Raw genomic sequence first — 25190 nt, 5'->3', positions numbered from 1 at the left:
CCCGCCCTTGCCACTGCCCTCAGCGCACCTCCAGCACCTGCACCCAGCCATCGCCCAGGCGCACGGACAGCAGCAACAAGCTGTCCTCGACCTGCGTCCACATCGCCTGCCCGGCCCGATCAGCCGGGGCCGGCTGCAGCGCCAGCCGGGGCGTGAGCGCATAGCCCTGTCCGCCCAGCGTTGCCAGCGCCGTGCCGTCGGGCTGCACCTGCAGCGTGGCCTGGCCGTGCGCCGCGCGCAGCAGCGCCAGCAGGCCCAGCGTGCCGGTGTTCTCCAGCCGCCAAGTAGCCTTCCTGGCTCGTCCTGTTTTTGCAAAAAACCGCCAAAATCTTTGACAGTCAAGCGCTGACAGCTATTTTTTCAATAGCATACCCGGCACCTGCTGGAGCGCCGGCATACGGCCCAGCACGTCGGCCAGGGTCAGCAGCTCCAGCCCCGTGTGGTGCCAGAAGGCCTCCAGCGCCGGCTCGCGCGCCAGCAGCAGGCGCTGCACCAGCGGCTGCATGAAAGTCTCGCCCGGCTGCGCCAGCAGCACGTAGCGCGCGTCCTGGGTGTCGGGCGCGCCGGCGGCGGTTTCGTTGAGCTGCGCCACCCAGTCCAAGCTGGCCAGCGCGTCCAGCACCGGCACCAGCTGCAGCGCATCGACGCGCAGCGCGTGCGCCAGTTGCGCGGCGCTCAGGCCGTGGGCCGCGCCCTGGCGGGCGGCGTGCAACTGCTGCAGCGTCTCCACCGCCAGGGTGAACGTCCAGCCACGCCCGCCCGCCGAGCGCGCCACCCCGGCCAGCAGGCTGGGCAGGTAGGCCGCCACCACCGCGCCCAGCAGCACGATGACCCAGGCGACATAGACCCACAGCAGCAAGATGGGCAGGGTGACGAAGGTGCCGTAGAGCACCGAGTACGTCGGCACCGTCGCCAGATACAGCACCAGCACGTTCTTGGCCAGCGAGATGCCGCAGGCGACGAACACCCACCGGCCCAGGCGTGGCGCCACTGCACCTGGGTGTTGGGCACGTAGTGGTACAGCGCCGCCATGCCGCTGGTCAGCACGAAAAATTCGATGCCGTCGAACAGCAGCCGCGCCGCGCCGGGCAGGGCCGAGCCCAGGCCGCGCGAGGCTGCCGAGGCCACCGCGCCGGTCAGCGCCAGACTGCCGGCCAGCACCAGCGGCCCCAGCGTCAGCGTGGCCCAGTAGATCAGCACGCGCTGGCCCAGCGGGCGCAGACGGCGCACGCGCCAGATGTTGTTGAGCGTGCGGTCGATGGTCAGCACCAGGGTCAGCGCGGTCAGCGTCAGAAAGCTGAAGCCGGCCACGCCCAGGCTGCTGGCCTGCGCGGCGAACTGGGTGATGTAGTCCAGCACCTGGCGCGCGATGGTCAGGGGGATCAGGCTGTCGATCAGCCAGCGCTCCAGCACTTGCTGCATCCGCGCGAACATCGGGAAGGCCGTGAACACCGCCAGCGCCACGGTGGCCAGCGGCACCAGCGCCAGCAGCGTGGTGAAAGTGAGGCTGGCCGCTGTCAGGCCCAGGCGATCCTCGCGGTAGCGCTCGCGCAGCGTGTGTACCGTCGGGCGCCAGGGGAACTGCGACAGCTGCAGCAGCCAGGCTTCCAGGCGTTGCGCGCCGCGCTGTGGGGACAAGGACATGGCCGATATGATGCCAGCCCCATGCCTGCGCCTGCCTCCCCTGCTGCCTCCCCCGCTTCCGCCGCTGCCCCGGCTTCTTGTGCCCCCGTCGCCACCGATGTCGCCGCCACGCGCTGGCTGGCCGTGGGCAGTCTGCTGGGCCTGGTCGTGCTGTGTACGGCCTGGGAGCTGTGGCTGGCCCCGCTGCGCCCGGGCGGCTCCTGGCTGGCGCTGAAAGCCCTGCCGCTCGCCGTGCCGCTGGCCGGCCTGCTCAAGCGGCGCATGTACACCTACCGCTGGGTCAGCCTGCTGGTCTGGCTGTATTTCACCGAAGGCGTGGTGCGCGCCTGGAGCGATGCCGCCCCAGGCCGCTGGCTGGCGCTGGCCGAGATCGCCCTGTGCCTGCTGCTGTTTGCCGCCTGCGCGCTGCACGTGCGCCTGCGCCTGCGTGCCGGTCGTGCCGCCGCTGCCGCCTGAAGGCAGCCGCAGGGCGCATCGCCTGGACTGCCTGCGTTTCCTATTCCTCCACCTCCCTGCCCTGCCATGACCGCTGCTGCCCTGCTCGACACCCTGCGCCAGACCGTTGGCGCCGCCCACGTCCTGACCGAGGGCGATCTGACCGCCTGGGAGCAGGACTGGCGCCAGCGCGAGCGGGGCCGCGCCCTGGCCGTGGTGCGGCCAGCCGATACCGCCGAAGTCGCCGCCGTGGTGCGTGCCTGCGCGGCCAGCGGCACGCCCATCGTGCCCCAGGGCGGCAACACCGGCCTGTCGGTGGGCAGCACGCCCGACGCCAGCGGCGCAGCCATCGTGCTCAGCCTGGCGCGCCTGAACCGCGTGCGCGCCCTCGACCCGGCCAACCTGACGCTGACCGTGGAGGCCGGCTGCATCCTGCAGAGCGTGCAGCAGGCGGCGGCGCAGGCGGGCCTGCTGTTTCCACTGTCGCTGGCCGCCGAGGGTAGCTGCACCATCGGCGGCAACCTGGCGACGAATGCCGGCGGCACGCAGGTCGTGCGCTATGGCAATGCGCGCGAGCTGTGCCTGGGCCTGGAGGTGGTCACCGCCCAGGGCGAGGTCTGGGACGGCCTGTCGGGCCTGAGGAAGGACAACACCGGCTACGACCTGCGCAACCTGCTGATCGGCAGCGAGGGCACGCTGGGCATCATCACGGCGGCGACCATGAAGCTGTTTCCCCAGCCGGTCGCGCGCCTGACGGCCTGGGCGGCGGTGCCGTCCATGCAGGCCGCCGTGCAGTTGCTGATGCTGGCGCACCGGCATCTGGGCGCGGGGCTGACGGGCTTCGAGGTCATGAACCAGTTCTCGCTGTCGCTGGTGGCGCGCCACATGCCGCAGCTGCGCGTGCCTTTCGTGGGGCTGGCGGATGCGCCCTGGTGCGTGCTGCTGGAAAACAGCGACAGCGAAAGCGAGGAGCACGCCCGCGCCCGCTTCGAGCACCTGATGGAGCTGGCCTTCGAGGACGGCTGTGTGCTCGACGCCGTGGTGGCGGAGAGCATCGCCCAGGCGCGCGAGCTGTGGCATGTGCGCGAGAGCATCCCGCTGGCGCAGGCGCAGGAGGGGCTGAACATCAAGCACGACATCTCGGTGGCAGCCTCGCGCATCCCGGACTTCGTGGCGCACACCGACGCCCTGCTGGCGCGCGAGGTGCCGGGCGCGCGCCTGGTCACCTTCGGCCATCTGGGCGATGGCAATCTGCACTACAACGTGCAGGCACCCGAAGGCGGCGATGCGGCGGCATTCCTGCGCGAGCAGGAGCCGCGCGTCAACGAGCTGGTCTATGACGCAGTGGCGCAGCATGGCGGCTCGTTTTCTGCCGAGCACGGCGTGGGCCGGCTCAAGGCGCAGACGCTGGCGCACTACAAGTCGCCGGTGGCGCTGGGCATGATGCGCGCCGTCAAGGCAGCGCTTGATCCGCAGGGCATTCTGAACCCGGGTTGCTTGCTATTTAAATAATAGCTTCCATCGCTTTTCCAGCAAGGGTTTAGGCCGTTTTTCACTGAAATTCAGCGCACCCCTGCATTGCCCTGCATGGTGCGCACGTCGGTGGGCCAGTCGAGCTGGGCGCCTGGCGGGTCGGTGAATTCCTGGCTCTGGCCGGCGTGCTGCAGCCATACGCGCAGCAGATTCCTGTGCGGGTCGAAGGCAATGGCCGCCGTCTCGGCGCCGCCCTCGTGCTGGCGGTTGCCGGTGATGTACCAGACCTCGCCCTCCTGCGACAGCGGGCCACAGACTTGCAGGTTTTGCAGCAGCGTGTCGTATTCCTGCGGGCTCAGCAGGGTGCGCAGGCGCTCGGCCAGCGCGCCCTGGCGCAGGTAGTCCGTGCCGTCGTGCGGGTAGCGGCCCAGATGGGGTTGCAGGCTGATCAGGGCAGCGCCGGCGGTGGCGGTCATGGGTTGCGGCTCGGGCGCGGCTGGCGGCGCTGCCGGTGCCGGTGCCGAGGCGGCTGGCGGCTGCGGTGCAGCAGCGGGCGCATCGGCAGGCCTGTCGCCGCACGCAACCAGCAGGGCGGCTGCGGCTGCGGCCACGAAGGCGCGCCAAGGGTGCAAGAGGGTGTTGTGCTGGGCGGCATCGGTGGGAATCATGCGCATGGAGCTTTCAGTCGATTTTTCAGGCTTGGGGTTTTTTTGGGGGTTTTGCCGAAATCGATTGTCGATCGGCCTGCCTTCAGCCTGCGTGGGACAATCGCCGGTTTTTGCCTTGCCCGCCACTGCCGCATCTGCCGCACCTGCTGTTGCCTGCCCTATGACCACCCGCCCTGCCCCTCCCAGTACGAAGACTTCATGCGCCACGTCTTCGAGCATGGCTGCGCCAAGGGCGACCGTACCGGCACCGGCACGCGCAGCGTTTTCGGGCACCAGATGCGCTTCGATCTGCGCGCGGGCTTTCCGCTCGTCACCACCAAACGCGTGCATTTCAAGAGCGTGGCGCTGGAGCTGCTGTGGTTTCTGCGCGGCAGCAGCAACGCCCGCTGGCTGCAGGAGCGCGGCGTCAGCATCTGGGACGAGTGGGCTGACGAGAGCGGCGAGCTGGGCCCCATCTACGGCGTGCAGTGGCGCAGCTGGCCAACCCCGGACGGCGGCCACATCGACCAGATCGCCCAGGTCATCGACACTCTGCGCCGCAACCCCGATTCGCGCCGCATCCTGGTCAGCGCCTGGAACGTGGCCGAGCTTGACCAGATGGCCCTCATGCCTTGCCACGCGCTGTTCCAGTTCTATGTGGCAGGCGGGCGGCTGTCGTGCCAGCTGTACCAAAGAAGCGCCGACATCTTCCTGGGCGTGCCCTTCAACATCGCCAGCTATGCGCTGCTGACGCACATGGTGGCGCAGCAGTGCGACCTGGAGGTGGGCGACTTCATCTGGGTAGGCGGGGATTGCCATATTTATTCCAACCACTTCGAGCAGGTGCGCACGCAACTGGCGCGTACGCCCTACCCCTTCCCCGAGCTGCGCATCCGGCGCCGGCCCGCGTCCATCTTCGACTACGAATTCGAGGATTTCGAGCTCGCCGGCTACGAGCACCACCCGGCCATCAAGGCGCCGGTGGCCGTCTGAAGCCATCCCATCTTTGAGCACTCCATGGAAATCGCACTGATTTATGCCAGCTCGGCCAACGGCGTCATCGGCAAGGACGGCACCATGCCCTGGCACCTGCCCGAAGACCTGGCGCGCTTCAAGGCGCTGACGCTGGGCCAGCCGGTCATCATGGGCCGCAAGACCTGGGACTCGCTGCCGCCGCGCTTTCGGCCACTGCCGGGGCGCGCCAACATCGTGGTCACGCGCCAGGACGATTGGCAGGCGGACGGCGCGCTGCGCGCCGCCAGCCTGGATGCGGCGCTGGAGCTGGCGCGGCGCGAGGGCGCAGCCACGGCCTGGGTCATCGGCGGGGCGCAGCTTTTTGCGCTGGCCCTGCCGCTGGCCGAGCGCATCGAGGCTACCGAGATCGGGCGCGCCTTCGAGGGCGACACCTTCCTGGCGCCGCCCGCCCCTGCCCAGTGGCGGGAGGTCGAGCGCAGCCAGCACACCAGCGCCCAAGGGCTGCCCTTCAACTTCGTGCAGTACCGCCGCCGGGCCTGACGGATCCACCCCTGCTTTTTCATCATTTTTGATAGCTGCTCGCGCTTGTCCAGCAAGGGTTCAGCAAGGATTTGAGCCTCAAATATGCAGATCGCCACCTGGAACATCAATTCGCTCACCGTGCGTCTGCCGCAGGTGCTGGACTGGCTGGCCGCCAATCCACAGGTGGACGCCCTGGGCCTGCAGGAGCTGAAGCTGGTCGATGAGAAGTTTCCGCACGAGGCGTTCGGCGAGCTGGGCTATCAGGCCGTGAGCTTTGGCCAGAAGACCTACAACGGCGTGGCCATCGTCAGCCGCCTGCCCCTGGGCGAGGTGGTGCGCAACATCCCCGGCCACGGCGACGAGCAGGCGCGCATCATCGCCGCCACGCTGCAGGCGCCGGGCGGGCCGCTGCGCCTGGTCAATGCCTACTTCGTCAACGGCCAGGCGCCGGGCAGCGACAAGTTCGCCTACAAGCTGCAGTGGCTGCAGGCGCTGCACGACTGGCTGCGCGGCGAGCTGCAGCAGCACCCGCGCCTGGTGCTGATGGGCGACTTCAACGTCGCGCCCGAAGACCGCGACAGCTTCGATCCCGTGGGCCTGGCCGGCACCATCCATCACACGGACGAGGAGCGCGCGCACTTTGGCGCCCTGCTGGAGCTGGGCCTGAGCGACGCCTTTCGCCTGTTCGAGCAGCCGGACAAGAGCTTTTCCTGGTGGGACTACCGGATGCTGGGTTTTCAGAAGAACCGTGGCCTGCGCATCGACCACATCCTGGTCAGCGAAGCTTTGCGCGGCCATGTCACGGCCTGCCACATCGACCGCGCGCCGCGCAAGAACAAGCAGCCCAGCGACCATACGCCGGTGGTGGCAACGCTGGCCGGCTGAGGCTGCAGCACAGACGCAAGAAAGCCAGCCCGGTTGCCTGGGCTGGCTTTCTCTCGGGAGGCTGTGCGTCGCGCGTGGCGTCAAACGCCAGGCGCACAACGCTAGACCACGCTCACGAAGCGGCGTTGTAGCGGTCGCGCAGCGCCTTGATCTCGTCGTGGTTGCGCTGCACGCCCTGCGCCTGGCGCTCGACCAGGGCGCGGACGTTGGCCGGCAGGGCGGCCTTGAGCGCCTTGCGGTAGCGCGCCACGGCGCTGTCCTCGCCGCGCTCGACTTCGTTGAGCACGGCCTTGTCGTCGTTGGTGCTCATGGCCGTCTTGACCGAAACCCAGCCCCGGTGCAGCGCCCCGGTCATGGTGCCGCCAGACGAGGGCTCGCCCCCGTGGGCGCGGATCTCGCGCTCCAGCTCGGCAGCGGCGCCGGCGCACTCCTGGGCGTGGCGCAGCAGGAGCTGCTTGAGCTGCGGGTCATCGGCGCGCTCCGCCGAGGTGCGGAAGCCGTACTCGCCGTCGCGGCTGCACTCCAGCAGGTCATCGAGCACATCGACCACGTCGTCGTTGTCCACCGTGCCATGGAGCGTAGTGCCGTCGGTGGCGATGGGTGCGGCGCCAGCGCTGTTGCGCCGGGCGCGCTCCCAGGCGGCCTGAGTGGCCGGGCGGGCGTGCTCCCACTCCAGCGGGCTGGTGCCACGGGCAGCCCCCAGTCGCGCGACAGGCTGGGCTCGACGGCGGCAAAGTCGCCTTCATAGCGGTCGGCGGAACTCCAGCCCAGCTCATAGGCCGGGCGGTATTCATCGTAGGTGCGGCCCGATTGGTAGTAGGGCTCACGCTGGTAGCTTTCGCGCCAGTAGGCGTCCTCGACCGTGGGGTTGACCGATTCGGCCGCTGCCTTGCCGGCCAGGCCGCCGATCACCGCCCCGGCAATGCCGCCCACCGCTGCACCGATGGGGCCGCCGAACGAGCCGGCAGCAGCGCCGGCCACTGCGCCGCCGGCAGCGCCGACGCCGGTCCCCAGCGGATGGGAACCGGGTTCGTTGGTCAGGGGGTCGCGGTTGGCATCCTTGAAATCCGCCATGGAATATCTCCGGTTGGTTGAACGATGGAGACATTCTCAAAGGCGGCTTTCGCCGCTCGGGTCAGCATGGCCAGCGCCCAGGTGTAGGACGCAGGCCGGGCAGAGGCGGTCAGCGCTGTGCGCCGCACCCAGGCACAGCAGGGCAATTTGCTACTGTTTCAATAGCTGTCAGCGCTTGTCCTGCAAGGGTTTAGGCCGTTTTTCATTGAAAATCTTCGTGTCTGCCATGTACGCGCCGGAGCCAGCGGGAATCCACAGGCAGCACAAACGGCGGGACAAACGGTGGAACAAGCGGCACGGCACCCGCGCGCCTTGCTGGCTCACTTGTTCAAGCGGCCCAGTTCGCGGCGGATGCCGGCGACGTCGGCCTCGGCACGGGCCACACCGGCCTTGAGCTCCGCCGTGCGCTCGCTGTAGGCCTGCGGATTGTTCAGCTCCAGCGCGGTGCGCTGGGGTTCGCCGTTGTTGTAGTCGCGGCGCAGGTCGGCCAGGCGCGTCTCGGCCTTGCGCAACTCGTCTTCCAGGATGGCGCGGGCATCGGCGTCGCGCGCCCGCTGGTCGGCACTGGCCACGCGCGGAGCGCCGGGCGGCGAGGAGGTGCTGGCCGTGCCGGCTCCCGGGCTGGCCGCCGGCGCTGCCGAGGAGGGGCTTGCTGCGGGCGCTGCCGGGCGTGGCGCGCCCTGCAGCACGGTGACGTTGCCGCCTTCCACCAGCCGGCAGCCGCGCTCCTTGGCCTGGGTGGCGTTGTTGGTGTATTCGTTGCCGCAGCGGTAGATGCGATCCTGCGCGCTCACTGGTGCAGCCATCGCCGCCAGAGTTGCAAGCAGAACGATCAGGGTATGTCTCATGTAGGTGAATCCTTGCAGGCGGCGCGTATGCCGGGCACGGCGCGCCGGATGCCGGTGAGTATCCATGAATCGCTTCGCCCGGCGCACAAGCCCGGCCTACAGGGAGTAGTACATGTCGTATTCGACCGGGTGCGTGGCCATGCGCAGGCGCTGCACCTCGGCCATCTTGAGTTCGATGTAGGCGTCCAGCATTCCGTCGGAAAACACCCCACCCTTGGTCAGAAAGCCGCGATCCCTGTCCAGCGCCTCCAGCGCCTGATCGAGGCTGTGGCAGACGGTGGGCACGCGCCGGTCTTCCTCGGGCGGCAGGTGGTAGAGATCCTTGGTGGCGGCCTCGCCGGGGTGGATGCGGTTTTCCACGCCATCCAGGCCGGCCATCATCAGTGCCGAGAAGCACAGGTAGGGGTTGGCCAGCGGGTCGGGAAAGCGCGCCTCGATGCGCCGGCCCTTGGGGTTGGCGACGTAGGGGATGCGGATGGAGGCCGAGCGGTTGCGCGAGCTGTAGGCCAGCTTGACCGGCGCCTCGTAGCCGGGCACCAGGCGCTTGTAGCTGTTGGTGCCGGGGTTGGTGATGGCGTTGAGGGCGCGCGCGTGCTGGATCAGGCCGCCGATGTAGTACAGCGCGAAGTCCGACAGGCCGGCATAGCCGTCGCCGGCGAACAGGTTCTTGCCGTCCTTCCAGATGGACTGGTGGACGTGCATTCCCGAGCCGTTGTCGCCCGGATAGGGCTTGGGCATGAAAGTGGCCGTCTTGCCGTAGGTGTTGGCGACGTTCCAGATCACGTACTTCATGGTCTGCGTCCAGTCGGCGCGCTCGACCAAGGTGGAAAAGCGCGTGCCGATCTCGTTCTGGCCAGCGCCGCCCACTTCGTGATGCAAGACCTCGACGGGGATGCCCAGCTGTTCCAGCACCAGCGCCATCTCGGCGCGCATGTCCTGCGTGCTGTCCACCGGCGGCACGGGCATGTAGCCGCCCTTGTTGCCCGGGCGATGGCCACGGTTGCCGCCTTCCAGGCGCGCGCCGCTGTTCCAGGGCGCTTCGTACTCGTCGATTTCGTAGGAGGTGTGGCCGGGCTCGGTGTTCCAGCGCACACCGTCGAAGATGAAGAATTCCGGCTCGGGGCCGAAGTAGGCGGTGTCGCCCAGGCCGGAGGCTTTCAAATAGGCCTCGGCACGCCGGGCGATGGAGCGCGGGTCGCGGTCATAGGCCTTGCCGTCGCCGGGTTCGACCACATCGCACTGCAGAAACAGCGTGGTTTCCTCGAAGAAGGGGTCGATGTTGGCAGTGGCCGGGTCGGGCATGAGCTGCATATCCGACGCTTCGACGCCCTTCCAGCCGGGCATGGACGAGCCATCGAAGGCATGGCCCTGGTGGAATTTGTCTTCATCGAAATGCGACACCGGCACAGTGACATGGTGCTCTTTGCCCCGGGTATCGGAAAAACGCAAGTCCACGAACCGGACTTCGTTTTCCTCGATCATGTTCATCACGTCGGCAACGGTTTTGGCCATTCAATCTCTCCAGGGTGGGTCGGTTTGCCCTGTGCCTTGGCGTGGCATCAGGGAAAAACCGCATTTTCACGCCAGCAGCCTGCCGTTCAGGGCAGCGTGCGTGTCTGCAACAAAAAAGCCAGTGCGGGCTGGCTTCAACGCTCGCGTATCAGTTGCGGGCCGGTGTCCAGGCCCAACTGCAGCAAGGCATCATGCAGTTCGCGCCAGGCTGCCGGGACATGCTCGACCGCGCCCTTGACACCCAGCTCGATGTGCCGGCCATGCACGGGATGATCGACGCTGGGCAGGCTGAAGACCCTGACGCCGGGATGCGCGGCCTCGATGCGCTCCATCAGCGGCGTGAGAGCAGACTCCATGGCGGCATACAGGACGATGGAGTGCTCGCGCTGCGGTGCCTGGTAGAACCACTGCGCACAGGCGCCGTCCAGGACGGCCTCGATCATGGGCCAGGCCATGACGGGAAAGCCCGGCAGGAAATGCACCACGCCGCCGCCTGGGCCATCGCAGGAAAAACCGGGAATGCGGTTGTACGGGTTGTCGATGATGCGCGCGCCCTCGGGCAGGACGCCCATCTGCAGGCGCTGCAGGTTGTCGGCGCGCTCGGGCTCGAACGGCTGGCCTTGTTCTCGCGCCATGTCCTGCAGGCGTTGCACGATCAGGGCCTGCGCCTGGGGGTGCGGCAGCAATGGGCGGCCCAGGGCTGCAGCAGCACACTGGCGCGTGTGGTCGTCTGGCGTGGCGCCGATGCCGCCGCAGCAGAAAACGATGTCCGCCGCATCAAAGGCCCGGCGCAGTGTGGCAGTCAGCCGAGGCCGGTCGTCGCCCACATACTGGGCATGGGCAAGCGTCAGGCCGCGTGCGCCCAACAGTTCAATGACTTTGGCAAGGTGCTTGTCGGCACGCTTGCCCGAGAGGATTTCATCGCCGACGATGATGAGGCCAAAGGCGGGAATCATGGCGCGCAAGCATACCAATTCAAGACAGCAACTTGAGATCTGCCTCGCTGAGCCAGCGCCACTGGCCTGGCGGCAAATCCTGGGGTAACTCCAGCGCGCCAATACGCCGGCGGTGCAGGGATTCCACCCGGTTGCCAACGGCGGCAACCATGCGCTTGACCTGGTGGTATTTGCCTTCGGTCAAGGTGAGATCAAACATATTCGAGCTGCGCTGTACGCAGTCCTGGGCACGCACCGGACGCGGATCATCATCCAGCACGACGCCTTCGAGCAGACGCTGGATTTGCTGCCGCGTCACCTCATGCCGGGCAGTGACCTGATAGACCTTGGGAACGTGCTTGCGCGGCGAGGTCATGCGATGGATGAACTGGCCATCATCGCTAAGCAGGAGCAGACCGGTCGTGTCCTGATCCAGACGCCCGACCGCTTGCACTCCGGCAACAGCACTCTTGCTGGGCCGCTGCCGAAGCGGTGCGGGAAGCAGCGTGTAAATGCTGGGATGGGCGGAGGGCTTTTGCGAGCATTCAAAACCTGCAGGCTTGTGCAGCATCACATAAGCCTTGGCGTGGTATTGCCATTCAACACCTTGAACACAAAAACGCAGACCTTCGATATCAACCTCCTGCGCTGCGTCTTCGGACAACACCATGTCTGACATTCTCCGCTCTTGCACGGTGACCAGCCCCTGCTGGACAAGACCGGCACAAATGCGGCGCGTACCAAAGCCCTGAGAGTACAAAACGTCGTGTAGCTGCATGTGCTGATGAGGTCGATAAAAATGCTCCAAACGCACCAACGCCCTTCAATCGCGAGACTGAAGGGCGTGTTGTGTTGGTGAGTTGTGGGTTAGCCTGACGATGACCTACTTTCACACGGGTATCCGCACTATCATTGGCGCGAAGTCGTTTCACGGTCCTGTTCGGGATGGGAAGGGGTGGTTCCGACTTGCTATGGTCGTCAGGCTTTAAAGGGTAGCGTGCGGCTGATGTGGAGGTCAGTGGGCACGCGAGATTCACAGAAAGTCGGTTTGTCTCTGTTGAGGGAGACGTCAGCGTTTGTCTGGCTTGATTGCGTTGGCACAACTTGTGTGTGTTGTGGTCTTTGCTTGTGTTGATGTGCTGTGCTCATCAAAGTTATAGGGTCAAGCCGCACGGGCAATTAGTACTGGTTAGCTGCGTGCATTGCTGCACTTGCACACCCAGCCTATCAACGTCGTGGTCTACAACGACCCTTCAGGGGCTCGGGGGCCCCGGCAGATCTCATCTTGAAACGAGTTTCCCGCTTAGATGCTTTCAGCGGTTATCTCTTCCACACTTAGCTACTCGGCGATGCCACTGGCGTGACAACCGATACACCAGAGGTGTGTCCACTCCGGTCCTCTCGTACTAGGAGCAGGCTTCCTCAAATCTGCAGCGCCCACGGAAGATAGGGACCAAACTGTCTCACGACGTTTTAAACCCAGCTCACGTACCTCTTTAAATGGCGAACAGCCATACCCTTGGGACCGACTACAGCCCCAGGATGAGATGAGCCGACATCGAGGTGCCAAACACCGCCGTCGATATGAACTCTTGGGCGGTATCAGCCTGTTATCCCCAGAGTACCTTTTATCCGTTGAGCGATGGCCCTTCCATACAGAACCACCGGATCACTATGTCCTGCTTTCGCATCTGCTCGACTTGTCAGTCTCGCAGTTAAGCACGCTTATGCCATTGCACTATCGCCACGATGTCCGACCGTAGCTAGCGTACCTTCGAACTCCTCCGTTACGCTTTAGGAGGAGACCGCCCCAGTCAAACTGCCCACCATGCACTGTCCCCGATCCCGATAAGGGACCTGGGTTAGAACCTCAAACGCACCAGGGTGGTATTTCAAGGATGGCTCCATGTGAACTGGCGTCCACACTTCAAAGCCTCCCACCTATCCTACACAGATCCGTTCAAAGTCCAATACAAAGCTACAGTAAAGGTTCATGGGGTCTTTCCGTCTTTCCGCGGGGAGATTGCATCATCACAAACATTTCAACTTCGCTGAGTCTCAGGAGGAGACAGCGTGGCCATCGTTACGCCATTCGTGCAGGTCGGAACTTACCCGACAAGGAATTTCGCTACCTTAGGACCGTTATAGTTACGGCCGCCGTTTACTGGGACTTCAATCAAGAGCTTGCACCCCATCATTTAATCTTCCAGCACCGGGCAGGCGTCACACCCTATACGTCCACTTTCGTGTTTGCAGAGTGCTGTGTTTTTATTAAACAGTCGCAGCCACCGATTTATTGCAACCGCTTTGGGCTCCCCTTGTACAGGTTCACCTACTTGCGGCATACCTTCTCCCGAAGTTACGGTATCAATTTGCCGAGTTCCTTCTCCTGAGTTCTCTCAAGCGCCTTAGAATACTCATCTCGCGCACCAGTGTCGGTTTGCGGTACGGTCGTCAATAGCTGAAGCTTAGTGGCTTTTCCTGGAAGCAGGGTATCACTCACTTCGGCAGCAAGCTGCCTCGTTATCACCCCTCATCTCAGCCCGGCGGATTTGCCTACCAGGCACGACTACAGGCTTGAACCACCTATTCCAACAGGTGGCTGAGCTAACCTTCTCCGTCCCCACATCGCACTATTGAGCGGTACAGGAATATTGACCTGTTTCCCATCAGCTACGCATCTCTGCCTCGCCTTAGGGGCCGACTCACCCTACGCCGATGAACGTTGCGTAGGAAACCTTGCGCTTACGGCGAGCGGGCTTTTCACCCGCTTTAACGCTACTCATGTCAGCATTCGCACTTGTGATACCTCCAGCAGCCTTCCCAGGCCACCTTCACAGGCTTACACAACGCTCTCCTACCACGCACAGTAAACTGTGCATCCGCAGCTTCGGTAACTGGCTTGAGCCCCGTTACATCTTCCGCGCAGGACGACTCGATCAGTGAGCTATTACGCTTTCTTTAAATGATGGCTGCTTCTAAGCCAACATCCTGACTGTTTTAGCCTTCCCACTTCGTTTCCCACTTAGCCAATTTTAGGGACCTTAGCTGGCGGTCTGGGTTGTTTCCCTCTTGAGTCCGGACGTTAGCACCCGGTGCTCTGTCTCCCGCGCTGTACTCTTCGGTATTCGGAGTTTGCCTTGGTTTGGTAAGTCGCCATGACCCCTAGCCAAAACAGTGCTCTACCCCCGAAGGTAATACGCGAGGCACTACCTAAATAGTTTTCGGAGAGAACCAGCTATTTCCAAGTTTGTTTAGCCTTTCACCCCTATCCACAGCTCATCCGCTACTTTTGCAACAGTAGTCGGTTCGGACCTCCAGTACCTGTTACGGCACCTTCATCCTGGCCATGGATAGATCACTTGGTTTCGGGTCTACACCCAGCGACTGAAGTTCGCCCTGTTCGGACTCGGTTTCCCTGCGCCTCCCCTATTCGGTTAAGCTTGCCACTGAATGTAAGTCGCTGACCCATTATACAAAAGGTACGCAGTCACCCCAAAGGGCTCCTACTTTTTGTAAGCATGCGGTTTCAGGATCTATTTCACTCCCCTCCCGGGGTTCTTTTCGCCTTTCCCTCACGGTACTGGTTCACTATCGGTCGATGATGAGTATTTAGCCTTGGAGGATGGTCCCCCCATGTTCAGACAGGGTTTCTCGTGCCCCGCCCTACTTGTCTCTAGCCTAGTACCACCAAACGGTTTTCGCATACGGGGCTATCACCCACTATGGCCGGCCTTTCCATGCCGCTTTGCTAACCACTTGACTATCACTAGAAGGCTCTTGCAATTTCGCTCGCCACTACTTTCGCAATCTCGGTTGATGTCTTTTCCTCTGGGTACTTAGATGTTTCAGTTCCCCAGGTTCGCCTCCAAGCCCTATGTATTCAGACTTGGATACCCTTGCGGGTGGGTTTCCCCATTCAGATATCTCCGGATCAATGCTTATTTGCCAGCTCCCCGAAGCTTTTCGCAGGCTATCACGTCTTTCGTCGCCTATCATCGCCAAGGCATCCACCACATGCTCTTAGTCACTTGACCCTATAACTTTGACCTCTTGACCTTGCAGCCAAGAGCTCTCCATCACACCGGATCAAAGACCACTTGCGAGGTCTCGCACCTCGCGCGTTAAGTTGTGCCGTAATGCCAAATGTGCTTTTCCAAGTGCATTTCTGCCCTCGAGAACATTCGTCATTACTGAACTATCCAATTGTCCATTGAATCGTTCGCTTTGACGCAATCAAACTAGGTTGCTGATGGCACGGTGCATCCCTTGCAGGATGCTTTCCATCAGCAACGCTGATTTCGACTTTCTGTGAATTTTTAAGGAACAGCCGATTGAGGCGAACTATCTCGCTTCAACAACGAAGCAGCCTTTGTGCAAAGCCGCTTGGGTGTTGAGTGTTGTGTGTTTCAGGTCAGGTCAGGCGCTCGCTGCACCAAAGCAGGTGGTGGAGGATGACGGGATCGAACCGACGACCCCCTGCTTGCAAAGCAGGTGCTCTCCCAGCTGAGCTAATCCCCCGTGTGCCTTGGCCTGCCCAACCCTTGCGGGTTGGCGCTTGCACAGAAAGATCTAGATGGTGGGTCTAGTTGGACTCGAACCAACGACCCCCGCCTTATCAAGACGGTGCTCTAACCAGCTGAGCTACAGACCCGTTTGCCTTCGGCAGCATCTCTGCTGGCTCAGCATTCGGCCAACTGTCCTTTTCTGACAACCGATAAGTGTGGGCGTTCAATACAGTGCAAGTCCTGCTCTGGTGTTTCCAGAAAGGAGGTGATCCAGCCGCACCTTCCGATACGGCTACCTTGTTACGACTTCACCCCAGTCACGAACCCCGCCGTGGTAAGCGCCCTCCTTGCGGTTAGGCTACCCACTTCTGGCGAGACCCGCTCCCATGGTGTGACGGGCGGTGTGTACAAGACCCGGGAACGTATTCACCGCGACATTCTGATCCGCGATTACTAGCGATTCCGACTTCACGCAGTCGAGTTGCAGACTGCGATCCGGACTACGACTGGCTTTGTGGGATTGGCTCCCCCTCGCGGGTTGGCAACCCTCTGTACCAGCCATTGTATGACGTGTGTAGCCCCACCTATAAGGGCCATGAGGACTTGACGTCATCCCCACCTTCCTCCGGTTTGTCACCGGCAGTCCCATTAGAGTGCCCTTTCGTAGCAACTAATGGCAAGGGTTGCGCTCGTTGCGGGACTTAACCCAACATCTCACGACACGAGCTGACGACAGCCATGCAGCACCTGTGTGTCGGCTCTCTTTCGAGCACCCCCGCATCTCTGCAGGGTTCCGACCATGTCAAAGGTGGGTAAGGTTCTTCGCGTAGCATCGAATTAAACCACATCATCCACCGCTTGTGCGGGTCCCCGTCAATTCCTTTGAGTTTCAACCTTGCGGCCGTACTCCCCAGGCGGTCAACTTCACGCGTTAGCTTCGTTACTGAAGAAATAAATCCCCAACAACCAGTTGACATCGTTTAGGGCGTGGACTACCAGGGTATCTAATCCTGTTTGCTCCCCACGCTTTCGTGCATGAGCGTCAGTGCAGGCCCAGGGGATTGCCTTCGCCATCGGTGTTCCTCCGCATATCTACGCATTTCACTGCTACACGCGGAATTCCATCCCCCTCTGCCGCACTCCAGCCATGCAGTCACAATGGCAGTTCCCAGGTTGAGCCCGGGGATTTCACCACTGTCTTGCATGGCCGCCTGCGCACGCTTTACGCCCAGTAATTCCGATTAACGCTTGCACCCTACGTATTACCGCGGCTGCTGGCACGTAGTTAGCCGGTGCTTATTCTTACGGTACCGTCATGTTCCCCAGGTATTAACCGAAGACTTTTCGTTCCGTACAAAAGCAGTTTACAACCCGAAGGCCTTCGTCCTGCACGCGGCATGGCTGGATCAGGGTTGCCCCCATTGTCCAAAATTCCCCACTGCTGCCTCCCGTAGGAGTCTGGGCCGTGTCTCAGTCCCAGTGTGGCTGATCATCCTCTCAGACCAGCTACAGATCGCAGGCTTGGTAGGCTCTTATCCCACCAACTACCTAATCTGCCATCGGCCGCTCCAGGAGCGCAAGGCCCGAAGGTCCCCTGCTTTCATCCTGAGATCGTATGCGGTATTAGCAAAGCTTTCGCCTCGTTATCCCCCACTCTTGGGCACGTTCCGATGTATTACTCACCCGTTCGCCACTCGTCAGCAGACCGAAGTCCCTGTTACCGTTCGACTTGCATGTGTAAGGCATGCCGCCAGCGTTCAATCTGAGCCAGGATCAAACTCTACAGTTCGATCTTGAATGCACTCATCTGACGGAATTGAAAGATGAAAAATCATCCCTCAATACTGTTTCCATGAGCGTTTGCTTGAGGCCCGAAGACCTCGTTTTCAACAGGTCTGCCCTGCCATCAAACGCCCACGCTTATCGGCTGTGTGTTGTTAAAGCACTTGCAAGATGCGAAGCAGAACTTCTTTTCTTGCGAACCCCGCTGCGATCAGCGAAGCCTTGAACTATAACAGGTTTCAAAGTAACCTGTCAAACTTGAAGGTCTTTCGACCCGATCTTGCGATCGTCGCTTCCAACTAACTGCAGCGCCTTAGCACTGCCGCCCTGTCAGAAGCGAAGCCTTGAACTATACACCAGAAATCCAGGAAGCTGCAAGACTTGGAAGAAATTTTTGAAGGCCTGCAAAACAAACTCTCGGGACTTCTTCCCTTGCCGCACTGGCTTGCCGGTTCACCCGGCTGCTCCACTGCAGCAAGCCTGCTAGTATAGCTGGAAAAATCGGGGCGGGAAGAAATCTGGCAAAATTTTTGAAATTCCGTGTTTGCCAGGGCTGACCTCTCTCCCACTGACGCTACGGGTCAAGTGGCTCTGCCCCCTCAGAGCTGCCACTTCTCCAGCAGCTTGTCCGGCGCCAGATTGTCATAGCCTTCGAACGGCTGATGGATCCAGGGGTTGGTCGGCAAAAATTCGACCGAGTAGTCTGGCGTGAAGGTGGAAAAGCCCTTAGTCCAGATGACGGCGCTGCGCAGCTCGGTGATGGGTGCATAGTTGGTCTTGAGCATCTGGATGACCGCATTCAGGGTATGCCCAGAATCTGCCAGGTCATCGACCAGCAGTACGCGCCCGGCGAGCTCTCCCCTGGGCGTGGTGATGAAGCGCGCAATATCCAGATGCCCCTGCACTGTTCCCGCCTCGGCTCGGTAGGAGCTGGTGGACATGATGGCCAGCGGCTTGTCGAAGATGCGGCTCAGGATGTCGCCAGGGCGCAACCCCCCGCGCGCCAGGCACAGGATGGTGTCGAACTCCCAGCCCGACTGATGCACCTTGAGCGCCAGCTTCTCGATCAGGTTGTGGTATTCGTCATAGCTCACATACAGGTGCTTGCCGTCTTCAGTCAACATTGCGCGCTCCAAAATTAATAGCTACTCACGCTTGCCCATCAAGGGCAAACGCCGGTTTTCTCTTGAATCAGGCGTCCGCCTTGTAAGGGTCGCGCATCAGGATGGTGTGATCGCGATCGGGGCTGGTGGAGACCATGGCGATCGGCACCCCGGTGACCTGCTCGATACGCTCCAGGTAGCGGCGTGCGTTTGCCGGCAGATCTGCGTAGCGCGTGACGCCCACGGTGGTTTCGCTCCAGCCGGGGACTTGCTCGTAGATGGGCTTGCAGCGGGCGATTTCCTCGGCACCCATGGGCAGCAGGTCGATGCGCTCGCCGTCAAGCTCATAGCCCACACACAGGGACAGCTCCTGCAGACCATCGAGTACATCCAGCTTGGTGATGCACAGGCCGGACAAGCCGTTGACCTGTGCGCTGCGCTTGAGCAGCGCCGCATCGAACCAGCCACAGCGGCGGCTGCGCCCGGTGGTCACGCCGCGCTCGGCACCCACGGTGCTCATGTGGTAGCCGGGCGTGCCAGGGGTCTCCCAGTCCAGCTCGGTCGGGAACGGCCCGCCGCCCACCCGGGTGCAGTACGCCTTGGTGATGCCCAGGACATAGTGCAGCAGGCCAGGGCCGACGCCCGAGCCGGCAGCGGCATTGCCAGCCACGCAGTTGCTGGAGGTGACATAGGGATAGGTGCCGTGATCGACATCCAGCAAGGTGCCCTGGGCGCCCTCGAACAGCAAATTGCCGCCGCTGGCATGTGTCTCATTGAGCTCGCGCGACACATCCGCCATCATGGGGCGCAGCAGTTCGGCATGGCGCATGGCCTCCTCATATACCGGCTCGAACTGCACCCGGCCTTCGTGGAGATAGGGCTTGAGCGCGTCGCCAAACTGGAATTTTTCCGAACCCAGGAAGGTGGCCAGCACATGGTTGTGCAGCGCCAGCAGTTCACGCAGCTTGACGGCAAAACGCTGTGGATCCTTCAAGTCCTGCACCCGCAGGGCGCGGCGGGCAATCTTGTCCTCGTAGGCCGGGCCGATGCCCCGGCCTGTGGTGCCGATTTTTTCGGCGCCACTTTCCTCGCGGGCCGCTTCGCGCGCCACGTCCAGTGCGACATGAAAGGGCAGGATCAGCGGGCAGGCCTCGCTGACCCGCAGGCGCGAGCGCACTTCGACGCCAGCGCGCTCCAGCCCGGTGATTTCCTCGAACAGCTTGGCTGCGGACAGCACCACGCCATTGCCGATGTAGCACTTGACGCCCGGGCGCATGATGCCGCTGGGGATCAAGTGCAGCGCCGTCTTGACGCCATTGATGACCAGCGTGTGCCCGGCGTTGTGGCCTCCTTGGAAACGCACCACGCCCTGGGCGCTCTCCGTGAGCCAGTCCACCAGCTTGCCCTTGCCCTCATCGCCCCATTGCGTACCAACGACAACGACGTTGCGCCCTTTGCTTGCCTGCATGTCAAACCCGATCCAAAACAGAAAGAAAACGAATTCAGAACGTCAAAGTGGCCGCACCTGCCACTGACCACCTGTATGCACCAACTCCCGGTCGCAGAGGAATTCATCGACCTCGCTGCCATGCTCGGACAGCATGCATACCACGGTCTCGCCCTGCTGACGCAGTGCGGCGATGGCCTCGGCAATGCCGGCCTCGCCGGCCCAGGGCGCGCGGATGGCGGCGCGCAACGGACGCGGGGCCACCACACTCACGAGCTGCTTCACATCCAGACTGAAACCTGCCGCCGGGCGGTTGCGTCCGAAAGCGGCGCCGACCTCGTCGTAGCGCCCGCCGCGTACCAAGGCATCGCTGGCCCCCGGCGTGTAAATGCCGAAACGCGCCCCGCTGTAGTAGGCGTAACCGCGCAAATCGGCCAGATCGAAGGTCACGCGCGCACCTTCCACCCGGGCTGCGATGGCCTTCAAATCTGATAGCGCCTGCCGCAGGCTGGACGTGGGTTTGAGAGCTTTTTCAGCCTCATCCAGCACTTTTTCGTCACCATAGAGCTGCAGCAGCGCCAGCAGCCCCTGGCGCGAGGCCTGCGGGAAGTCGCGGGTCAGCCGCGTCAGCTCGCTGGCGTCCTTGGCGGCCAGCGCCGCGTGTACCTGGCTGAGATGGCTCAACCCAACCGGTACGCCGGCCAGCAGACTACGCACGATGCGCACATCAGCCAGATCGACGCTGACACCAGGCACCTGGGTCGCCCGCAGACACTGCAGGGCCAGCTGCACGGCCTCGATATCAGCTTCCAGGCCTGCATGGCCGTAAATCTCGGCGCCGAACTGCAGCGGCTCGCGCGTCGTGTGTGGCCTGTCCGGGCGTGCGTGCAGCACCGGGCCGCAGTAGCACAACCGAGTGACGCCACGGCGGTTGAGCAAATGGGCATCGATGCGAGCCACCTGCTGCGTCGTGTCGGCGCGCAGGCCCAGGGAGCGGCCAGACAGCTGATCGACCAGCTTGAAGGTCTGCAGATCCAGCGCTTCCCCGGCACCGCTGAGCAGCGATTCCAGATGTTCGAGCAGCGGTGGGATGACCAACTCATAGCCGTAGCTGCGCGCCGTGTCCAGCAGGCTGCGACGCAGTTCTTCGATGTGCCGGGCCTCGGAGGGCAGAACATCGGCAATGTGATCCGGCAAGACCCAGACAGACATGGAATAGGCAGACTGTTGAAAAGGAGATTTTACCGACAGGGCCAGGACAGCCCTGCCCGAGACGTCAGCGCAGGAGGCGTCAGAGCAGCCACAGCAGACCTACTCCGGCCAGGATGGACAGCAGCGCGCAAAAGCGTATCTGTCCGTCGCGCAGTTGGGCGATCTGCGAGAACATGCGCCGCCAGCCCGCCGGGGAGATGAAGGGCAACAGGCCCTCCAGCACCAGCACCATGCCCAGGGCGGCCCACAGGCTGGTGGCCCAGCTCATGGCTCAGCGACTACTGCTGCCAGCAGCCGCCGTGCCGCCCACGCCGCGCATGGCCTTGAAGAACTCCGAGGATGCCGGATCGACGACCATCACGTCGCCCTTGCGGTTGAAGCTGGCCTTGTAGGCCTCCAGGCTGCGGTAGAACTGCGCAAACTGCGCATCCCGGCCAAAGGCCTCGCCATAGGTGCGAGCCGCCTCGGCGTCGCCTTCGCCCTTGATCTTCTGCGCGTCGCGGTAGGCGTTGGCGATGGTGATCTCGCGCTGGCGGTCGGCGTCGGCGCGGATCTTCTCACCCTCGGCCGCCCCGGTGGAGCGCAGTTCATTGGCCACGCGCTTGCGCTCGGCCTCCATGCGGCGATAGACCGACTCGGTGATGGCTTCCACATAGTCCACGCGGGTGATGCGCACGTCCACCACGTCCACACCCCAGGGCTTGGCGCCGCGCACCGCTTCCAGTACCTCGCGCTTGACGTCCGACATCAGCGCATCGCGCTTGGTGGAGATCAGCTCACGCACCGTGCGGCGGTTGACTTCTTCTTGAAAGGCGTTGCGCACCACGCGGTTGAGCTGCAGCGCGCCGGCATTCTCGTCGAGGCCTACATTGCGGATGTACTCGGACGGGTCAGTGATGCGCCAGCGCACGTACCAGTCGATGACCACGCGCTGCTTTTCCGCCGTCAGCATGGACTCGGTGTCCGAGCTGTCCAGGGTGAGCAGGCGCTTGTCGATGTAGCGCACGTTCTGGAACGGTGGCGGCAGCTTGAAGTTCAGGCCCGGCTCGGTGATGACTTCCTTGATCTGGCCAAGGGCATAGACCACGCCGAACTGGCGCTGATCGACCACGAACAGCATGGAGCTGAGCAGGGCCAGCAGCACCAGGGCGCTGGTGGCGATGAAACCGATTCTGTTCACGCGACGATTCTCCTATCGGGTCTCACGCTCGCGCGAGCGGGCATCGCGCGCACGCGGGTCGCCTGCCAGCGCGCCGGCGGGCGGCAGAGTTGCCGGCGTCGATGGCGCGGCAGTCGCTGCTTCAGGATTGGCCACTGCACTGCCGCCCTGGGCCACGCTCTGCATGATCTTGTCCAGTGGCAAATACAGCAGGTTGGAGCCTTGGCGCGAGTCCACCATGACCTTGGTGACGTTGCTGTAGATCTGCTGCATGGTCTCCAGATACATGCGGTCGCGCGTGACCTGGGGGGCGCGCTGGTATTCGTTGAGCACCGAGGTGAAGCGCTGCGCATCACCCTGGGCCTGGGCCACGATGCGTGCCTTGTAGGCTGCGGCCTCCTCGCCCAGGCGCGAGGCGGTACCGACGGCGCGCGGCACTACATCGTTGGCGTAGGCCTGGGCCTCGTTCTTGGCGCGCTCGCGCTCCTGCCCGGCCTTGAGCACGTCGTCAAAGGCGGCCTGCACCTGCTCGGGCGGACGTACGCCGCCCTGCTGCAGATTGATGCCTACGACTTCGACGCCTACCTTGTAGCGATCCAGGATGGCCTGCATGAGATTGCGCACGCGCGGCGCGATCTGGTCGCGCTCCTCGGCCAGGGCGCTGTCCATGCGCATCTTGCCGACCACCTCGCGCACGGCGGTCTCGGCGGCCTGCACCACGGCATCGCCCGGGTTGCGGCTCTCGAACAGCCAAGCGCGCGCGTCGTTCAGGCGATACTGCACGGCGAATTTGATCTCGACGATGTTTTCGTCCTCGGTCAGCATGGCCGACTCGCGCAGGCCGGTGCTCTTGATGATGCTGTCGCGGCCCACGTCCACCGAGCGGATCTGCGTGACGAACACCAGTTCATGGCGCTGGATGGGATAGGGCAGGCGCCAGTTGAAGCCGGCATTGACCGTGCTCTTGTACTTGCCGAACTGCGTGATGACCGCCTGCTGGCCCTCCTGCACGATGAAAAAACCCGTGCCCAGCCAGATCAGCACGGCAATGGCCGCGATCAGACCCAGGCCGACGCCGGCATTCTTCATGTCGGGCTGGAAGTTGCCACCACCCACGGGTTGCCTGCCGCCGCCACCGCCGCGCCCGCCGAACATGCCGCTGAGCTTGCGGTTGAGGTCACGCCACAATTCATCCAGGTCTGGCGGCTGGCCGCCAGGGCCGCCCGGGCCACCACGGTTGCCGCGCGGCGGCTCGTTGCTCGGGCGCTCGGGTGGCTCGGGGCGGGAAGCGCCCTCGCTGCCGTCCTCGCCGCGTCCCCAGCGGGGGTCGTTGAGATTGAACATCCCCGGATGCGCGCCGGCAACAGGGCCTGGCGCCAGGAGCGGTTAGGAAAGTCCATGCGCTTGGGTTCTCTTGGTCTTGGAAATTTCGAAAAAACAGCCGGCATTGTGCCCAATCAGCCCGGCGTCCCCGGCAATTCAGTGCCTGCAGCAGGGGGCATCGGGGCACGCGCAGCCAAGGCCATGCGCGCCAGCTGCTCACGCAGCGCCGCCATGCCGGTGCCGCTGCGGGCGCTCACGAACAGGCGCGGCACGGGGCGGCCTTCGATCTCGTACTCGTCTTGCAGCACGATCGGCGCGCTGCCCGGCGCAATCGCATCGAGCTTGTTGAAGACCAGCAGCTGAGGGATGTCGGCAGCGCCGATCTCGTGCAGGACTTTTTGCACCTGCACAATCTGCTCGGGATAGCCGGGGTTGGAAGCATCGACCACATGCAGCAGCAGATCGGCATCGACGGCCTCCTGCAGCGTGGCCTCGAAGGCATCGACCAGGCCATGCGGCAGGTCGCGAATGAAGCCCACTGTGTCCGACAGCGACACCGTGCCCACCTCCGCACCCAGATAAAGCTGGCGCGTGGTGGTGTCCAGCGTGGCAAACAGCTGGTTGGCCGCATAGGCGCGCGCCTTGACCAGAGCATTGAACAGCGTGGACTTGCCGGCGTTGGTGTAGCCGACGATGGAGATGTTGACGGTCTCGCGGCGCTCGCGCTGGCGACGCTGGGTGCCGCGCTGGCGCTTGACCCGGATCAGGCGCTCGCGCGTGCGCTTGATGGCGTCATCGATCATGCGCCGGTCGAGTTCGATCTGGCGCTCGCCCGGGCCGCCGCGCGCGCCGATGCCGCCACGCTGGCGCTCCAGGTGCGACCAGCGGCGCACCAGGCGGGTGGAGAGGTACTGCAGCCGCGCCAGTTCGACCTGCAGCTTGCCTTCGTGGCTGCGCGCGCGCTGGGCGAAGATCTCCAGGATCAGCAGCGTGCGGTCGTTGACCGGCAAGCCGATATGGCGCTCCAGGTTGCGCTGCTGCGCCGGGCTCAGCGCCTGGTCGAACAACACCTCCTGGGCGCCATGCATCTGCGCCAGGGTACGGATCTCGTCGGCCTTGCCGCTGCCCACGAACAGGGCGGCATCGGGCACCTTGCGCTTGCAGGCCAGCCGGGCAACCGGGTCGAGACCAGCTGTCTGCGCCAGCAGACCCAGCTCTTCGAGTTCGCCGTCGAAGTGGGGCAGGCCAAAATCCACGCCAACCAGCAGGACTGGCGTGGGCGGGCCATCGGGAAAGTGTTCGGAAGTGCTCAAGACCGCAGGCGCCGGAAGGTCATGGCGCCGGGTAGGCGGCGCAGCCATGCACCGCCAGGCTGATGTTGATGATGTTCAGCGATTGTTGCCGTTGCCCGCTTCCGGGGTCTCGGCTGTGGTGAAGTTGACGGCGCGCCCCGGCACGATGGTCGAGATGGCGTGCTTGTAGACCATCTGCGTGACCGTGTTGCGCAGCAGCACGACGTATTGGTCGAAGGACTCGATCTGGCCCTGCAGCTTGATGCCGTTGACCAGGTAGATGGACACCGGCACATGCTCGCGGCGCAGCGCGTTCAGGAAGGGATCTTGCAGAAGCTGACCTTTGTTGCTCACGATATTCTCCGTGTTCAAGAGTGTTGTTGTGGTGCGGCACCTTACCACAGCCATGCTGGC

At 63.5% G+C, this 25190-nt stretch carries 18 protein-coding genes, 2 tRNA genes, 3 rRNA genes and 3 pseudogenes; 5 read left to right on the top strand and 21 right to left on the bottom strand.

Annotation, left to right across the window (positions count from 1 at the left end):
- Positions 1-19 precede the first annotated feature (19 nt).
- Both IDM45_RS03335 and IDM45_RS03330 read right to left on the bottom strand, forming a co-directional pair.
- Complete coding sequence (locus IDM45_RS03335) at positions 20-208, bottom strand: hypothetical protein (protein WP_209421603.1); 189 nt, start codon at positions 206-208, stop codon at positions 20-22.
- A gap of 144 nt (positions 209-352) precedes the next feature.
- Positions 353-1644 (bottom strand): annotated as a pseudogene (locus IDM45_RS03330) (YihY family inner membrane protein).
- A 21-nt stretch (positions 1645-1665) separates the two neighbouring features.
- On the opposite strand from IDM45_RS03330, the gene IDM45_RS03325 reads away from it, so the two are divergent.
- Entirely contained in the window at positions 1666-2100 is a 435-nt protein-coding gene (locus IDM45_RS03325; protein WP_232653500.1) for a DUF2069 domain-containing protein, read from the top strand.
- A gap of 66 nt (positions 2101-2166) precedes the next feature.
- On the top strand, positions 2167-3591 hold the full coding sequence (locus IDM45_RS03320) for an FAD-binding oxidoreductase (protein ID WP_209421602.1): 1425 nt from the start codon (positions 2167-2169) through the stop codon (positions 3589-3591).
- A gap of 50 nt (positions 3592-3641) precedes the next feature.
- Here IDM45_RS03320 and IDM45_RS03315 read toward each other — a convergent pair whose 3' ends face one another.
- On the bottom strand, positions 3642-4226 hold the full coding sequence (locus IDM45_RS03315) for a hypothetical protein (protein WP_232653501.1): 585 nt from the start codon (positions 4224-4226) through the stop codon (positions 3642-3644).
- Positions 4227-4373: 147 nt separating this feature from the next.
- On the opposite strand from IDM45_RS03315, the gene IDM45_RS03310 reads away from it, so the two are divergent.
- From IDM45_RS03310 to xth, 3 genes are all read left to right on the top strand, one after another.
- Positions 4374-5192, top strand: a complete 819-nt coding sequence (locus IDM45_RS03310) for a thymidylate synthase (protein WP_267912124.1) — start codon at positions 4374-4376, stop codon at positions 5190-5192.
- A gap of 24 nt (positions 5193-5216) precedes the next feature.
- Positions 5217-5714 (top strand): dihydrofolate reductase, encoded by a 498-nt coding sequence (locus IDM45_RS03305; RefSeq protein ID WP_209421600.1) that lies wholly within the window; start codon positions 5217-5219, stop codon positions 5712-5714.
- A gap of 84 nt (positions 5715-5798) precedes the next feature.
- Entirely contained in the window at positions 5799-6581 is a 783-nt protein-coding gene (gene xth / locus IDM45_RS03300) for an exodeoxyribonuclease III (RefSeq protein ID WP_209421599.1), read from the top strand.
- A gap of 112 nt (positions 6582-6693) precedes the next feature.
- Here the strand turns inward: xth and IDM45_RS03295 are convergent.
- From IDM45_RS03295 to hfq, 18 genes and pseudogenes are all read right to left on the bottom strand, one after another.
- Positions 6694-7655 (bottom strand): annotated as a pseudogene (locus IDM45_RS03295) (ferritin-like domain-containing protein).
- Between the two features lie 320 nt (positions 7656-7975).
- On the bottom strand, positions 7976-8503 hold the full coding sequence (locus IDM45_RS03290; protein WP_209421598.1) for a hypothetical protein: 528 nt from the start codon (positions 8501-8503) through the stop codon (positions 7976-7978).
- 96 nt (positions 8504-8599) lie between these two features.
- On the bottom strand, positions 8600-10015 hold the full coding sequence (gene glnA, locus IDM45_RS03285) for a type I glutamate--ammonia ligase (protein WP_209421597.1): 1416 nt from the start codon (positions 10013-10015) through the stop codon (positions 8600-8602).
- Between the two features lie 134 nt (positions 10016-10149).
- Positions 10150-10971, bottom strand: coding sequence for a competence/damage-inducible protein A (locus tag IDM45_RS03280; RefSeq protein WP_209421596.1), 822 nt, complete (start codon positions 10969-10971; stop codon positions 10150-10152).
- Between the two features lie 19 nt (positions 10972-10990).
- Positions 10991-11728, bottom strand: coding sequence for a 16S rRNA pseudouridine(516) synthase (locus IDM45_RS03275; RefSeq protein WP_209421595.1), 738 nt, complete (start codon positions 11726-11728; stop codon positions 10991-10993).
- A gap of 92 nt (positions 11729-11820) precedes the next feature.
- A 5S ribosomal RNA gene (rrf, locus tag IDM45_RS03270) occupies positions 11821-11933 on the bottom strand.
- Between the two features lie 175 nt (positions 11934-12108).
- A 23S ribosomal RNA gene (locus IDM45_RS03265) occupies positions 12109-14987 on the bottom strand.
- Positions 14988-15395: 408 nt separating this feature from the next.
- Positions 15396-15471: transfer RNA gene (locus IDM45_RS03260), tRNA-Ala, on the bottom strand.
- Between the two features lie 56 nt (positions 15472-15527).
- Positions 15528-15604 (bottom strand) — tRNA-Ile (locus IDM45_RS03255).
- Between the two features lie 112 nt (positions 15605-15716).
- Positions 15717-17247: ribosomal RNA gene (locus tag IDM45_RS03250) — 16S ribosomal RNA — on the bottom strand.
- The 16S, 23S and 5S rRNA genes sit together here with 2 tRNA genes alongside, the layout of an rRNA operon.
- A gap of 592 nt (positions 17248-17839) precedes the next feature.
- Positions 17840-18364 (bottom strand): phosphoribosyltransferase, encoded by a 525-nt coding sequence (locus IDM45_RS03245; RefSeq protein ID WP_209421594.1) that lies wholly within the window; start codon positions 18362-18364, stop codon positions 17840-17842.
- Positions 18365-18431: 67 nt separating this feature from the next.
- Positions 18432-19811, bottom strand: a complete 1380-nt coding sequence (locus IDM45_RS03240; protein WP_209421593.1) for an adenylosuccinate synthase — start codon at positions 19809-19811, stop codon at positions 18432-18434.
- A gap of 42 nt (positions 19812-19853) precedes the next feature.
- On the bottom strand, positions 19854-21002 hold the full coding sequence (locus IDM45_RS03235; RefSeq protein WP_209421592.1) for an ATP phosphoribosyltransferase regulatory subunit: 1149 nt from the start codon (positions 21000-21002) through the stop codon (positions 19854-19856).
- 79 nt (positions 21003-21081) lie between these two features.
- Complete coding sequence (locus IDM45_RS03230; RefSeq protein ID WP_209421591.1) at positions 21082-21270, bottom strand: DUF2065 domain-containing protein; 189 nt, start codon at positions 21268-21270, stop codon at positions 21082-21084.
- Positions 21271-21273: 3 nt separating this feature from the next.
- Complete coding sequence (hflC, locus tag IDM45_RS03225) at positions 21274-22182, bottom strand: protease modulator HflC (RefSeq protein ID WP_209421590.1); 909 nt, start codon at positions 22180-22182, stop codon at positions 21274-21276.
- Positions 22183-22194: 12 nt separating this feature from the next.
- Positions 22195-23561: pseudogene (gene hflK, locus IDM45_RS03220) on the bottom strand (FtsH protease activity modulator HflK).
- 57 nt (positions 23562-23618) lie between these two features.
- A complete protein-coding gene (hflX, locus tag IDM45_RS03215; RefSeq protein ID WP_232653505.1) occupies positions 23619-24797 on the bottom strand; it encodes a GTPase HflX in 1179 nt (392 codons plus the stop codon).
- 75 nt (positions 24798-24872) lie between these two features.
- Positions 24873-25130, bottom strand: coding sequence for an RNA chaperone Hfq (gene hfq, locus IDM45_RS03210; protein ID WP_408631646.1), 258 nt, complete (start codon positions 25128-25130; stop codon positions 24873-24875).
- Positions 25131-25190 lie beyond the last annotated feature (60 nt).

The organism is Melaminivora jejuensis (assembly GCF_017811175.1).
Taxonomy (GTDB): domain Bacteria; phylum Pseudomonadota; class Gammaproteobacteria; order Burkholderiales; family Burkholderiaceae_C; genus Melaminivora; species Melaminivora jejuensis.
The sequence above is the reverse complement of the archived record's forward strand: the minus strand, read 5'-3'. Positions and strand labels throughout refer to the sequence as shown.

Coding starts and splice junctions, on each gene's coding strand:
- IDM45_RS03245 (WP_209421594.1), bottom strand. CDS start 18,364: ATGTTGACTGAAGACGGCAAGCACCTGTATGTGAGCTATGACGAATAC.
- IDM45_RS03325 (WP_232653500.1), top strand. CDS start 1,666: ATGCCTGCGCCTGCCTCCCCTGCTGCCTCCCCCGCTTCCGCCGCTGCC.
- xth (WP_209421599.1), top strand. CDS start 5,799: ATGCAGATCGCCACCTGGAACATCAATTCGCTCACCGTGCGTCTGCCG.
- IDM45_RS03305 (WP_209421600.1), top strand. CDS start 5,217: ATGGAAATCGCACTGATTTATGCCAGCTCGGCCAACGGCGTCATCGGC.
- IDM45_RS03320 (WP_209421602.1), top strand. CDS start 2,167: ATGACCGCTGCTGCCCTGCTCGACACCCTGCGCCAGACCGTTGGCGCC.
- IDM45_RS03240 (WP_209421593.1), bottom strand. CDS start 19,811: ATGCAGGCAAGCAAAGGGCGCAACGTCGTTGTCGTTGGTACGCAATGG.
- IDM45_RS03230 (WP_209421591.1), bottom strand. CDS start 21,270: ATGAGCTGGGCCACCAGCCTGTGGGCCGCCCTGGGCATGGTGCTGGTG.
- IDM45_RS03280 (WP_209421596.1), bottom strand. CDS start 10,971: ATGATTCCCGCCTTTGGCCTCATCATCGTCGGCGATGAAATCCTCTCG.
- IDM45_RS03275 (WP_209421595.1), bottom strand. CDS start 11,728: ATGCAGCTACACGACGTTTTGTACTCTCAGGGCTTTGGTACGCGCCGC.
- IDM45_RS03315 (WP_232653501.1), bottom strand. CDS start 4,226: ATGCGCATGATTCCCACCGATGCCGCCCAGCACAACACCCTCTTGCAC.
- glnA (WP_209421597.1), bottom strand. CDS start 10,015: ATGGCCAAAACCGTTGCCGACGTGATGAACATGATCGAGGAAAACGAA.
- IDM45_RS03290 (WP_209421598.1), bottom strand. CDS start 8,503: ATGAGACATACCCTGATCGTTCTGCTTGCAACTCTGGCGGCGATGGCT.
- IDM45_RS03235 (WP_209421592.1), bottom strand. CDS start 21,002: ATGTCTGTCTGGGTCTTGCCGGATCACATTGCCGATGTTCTGCCCTCC.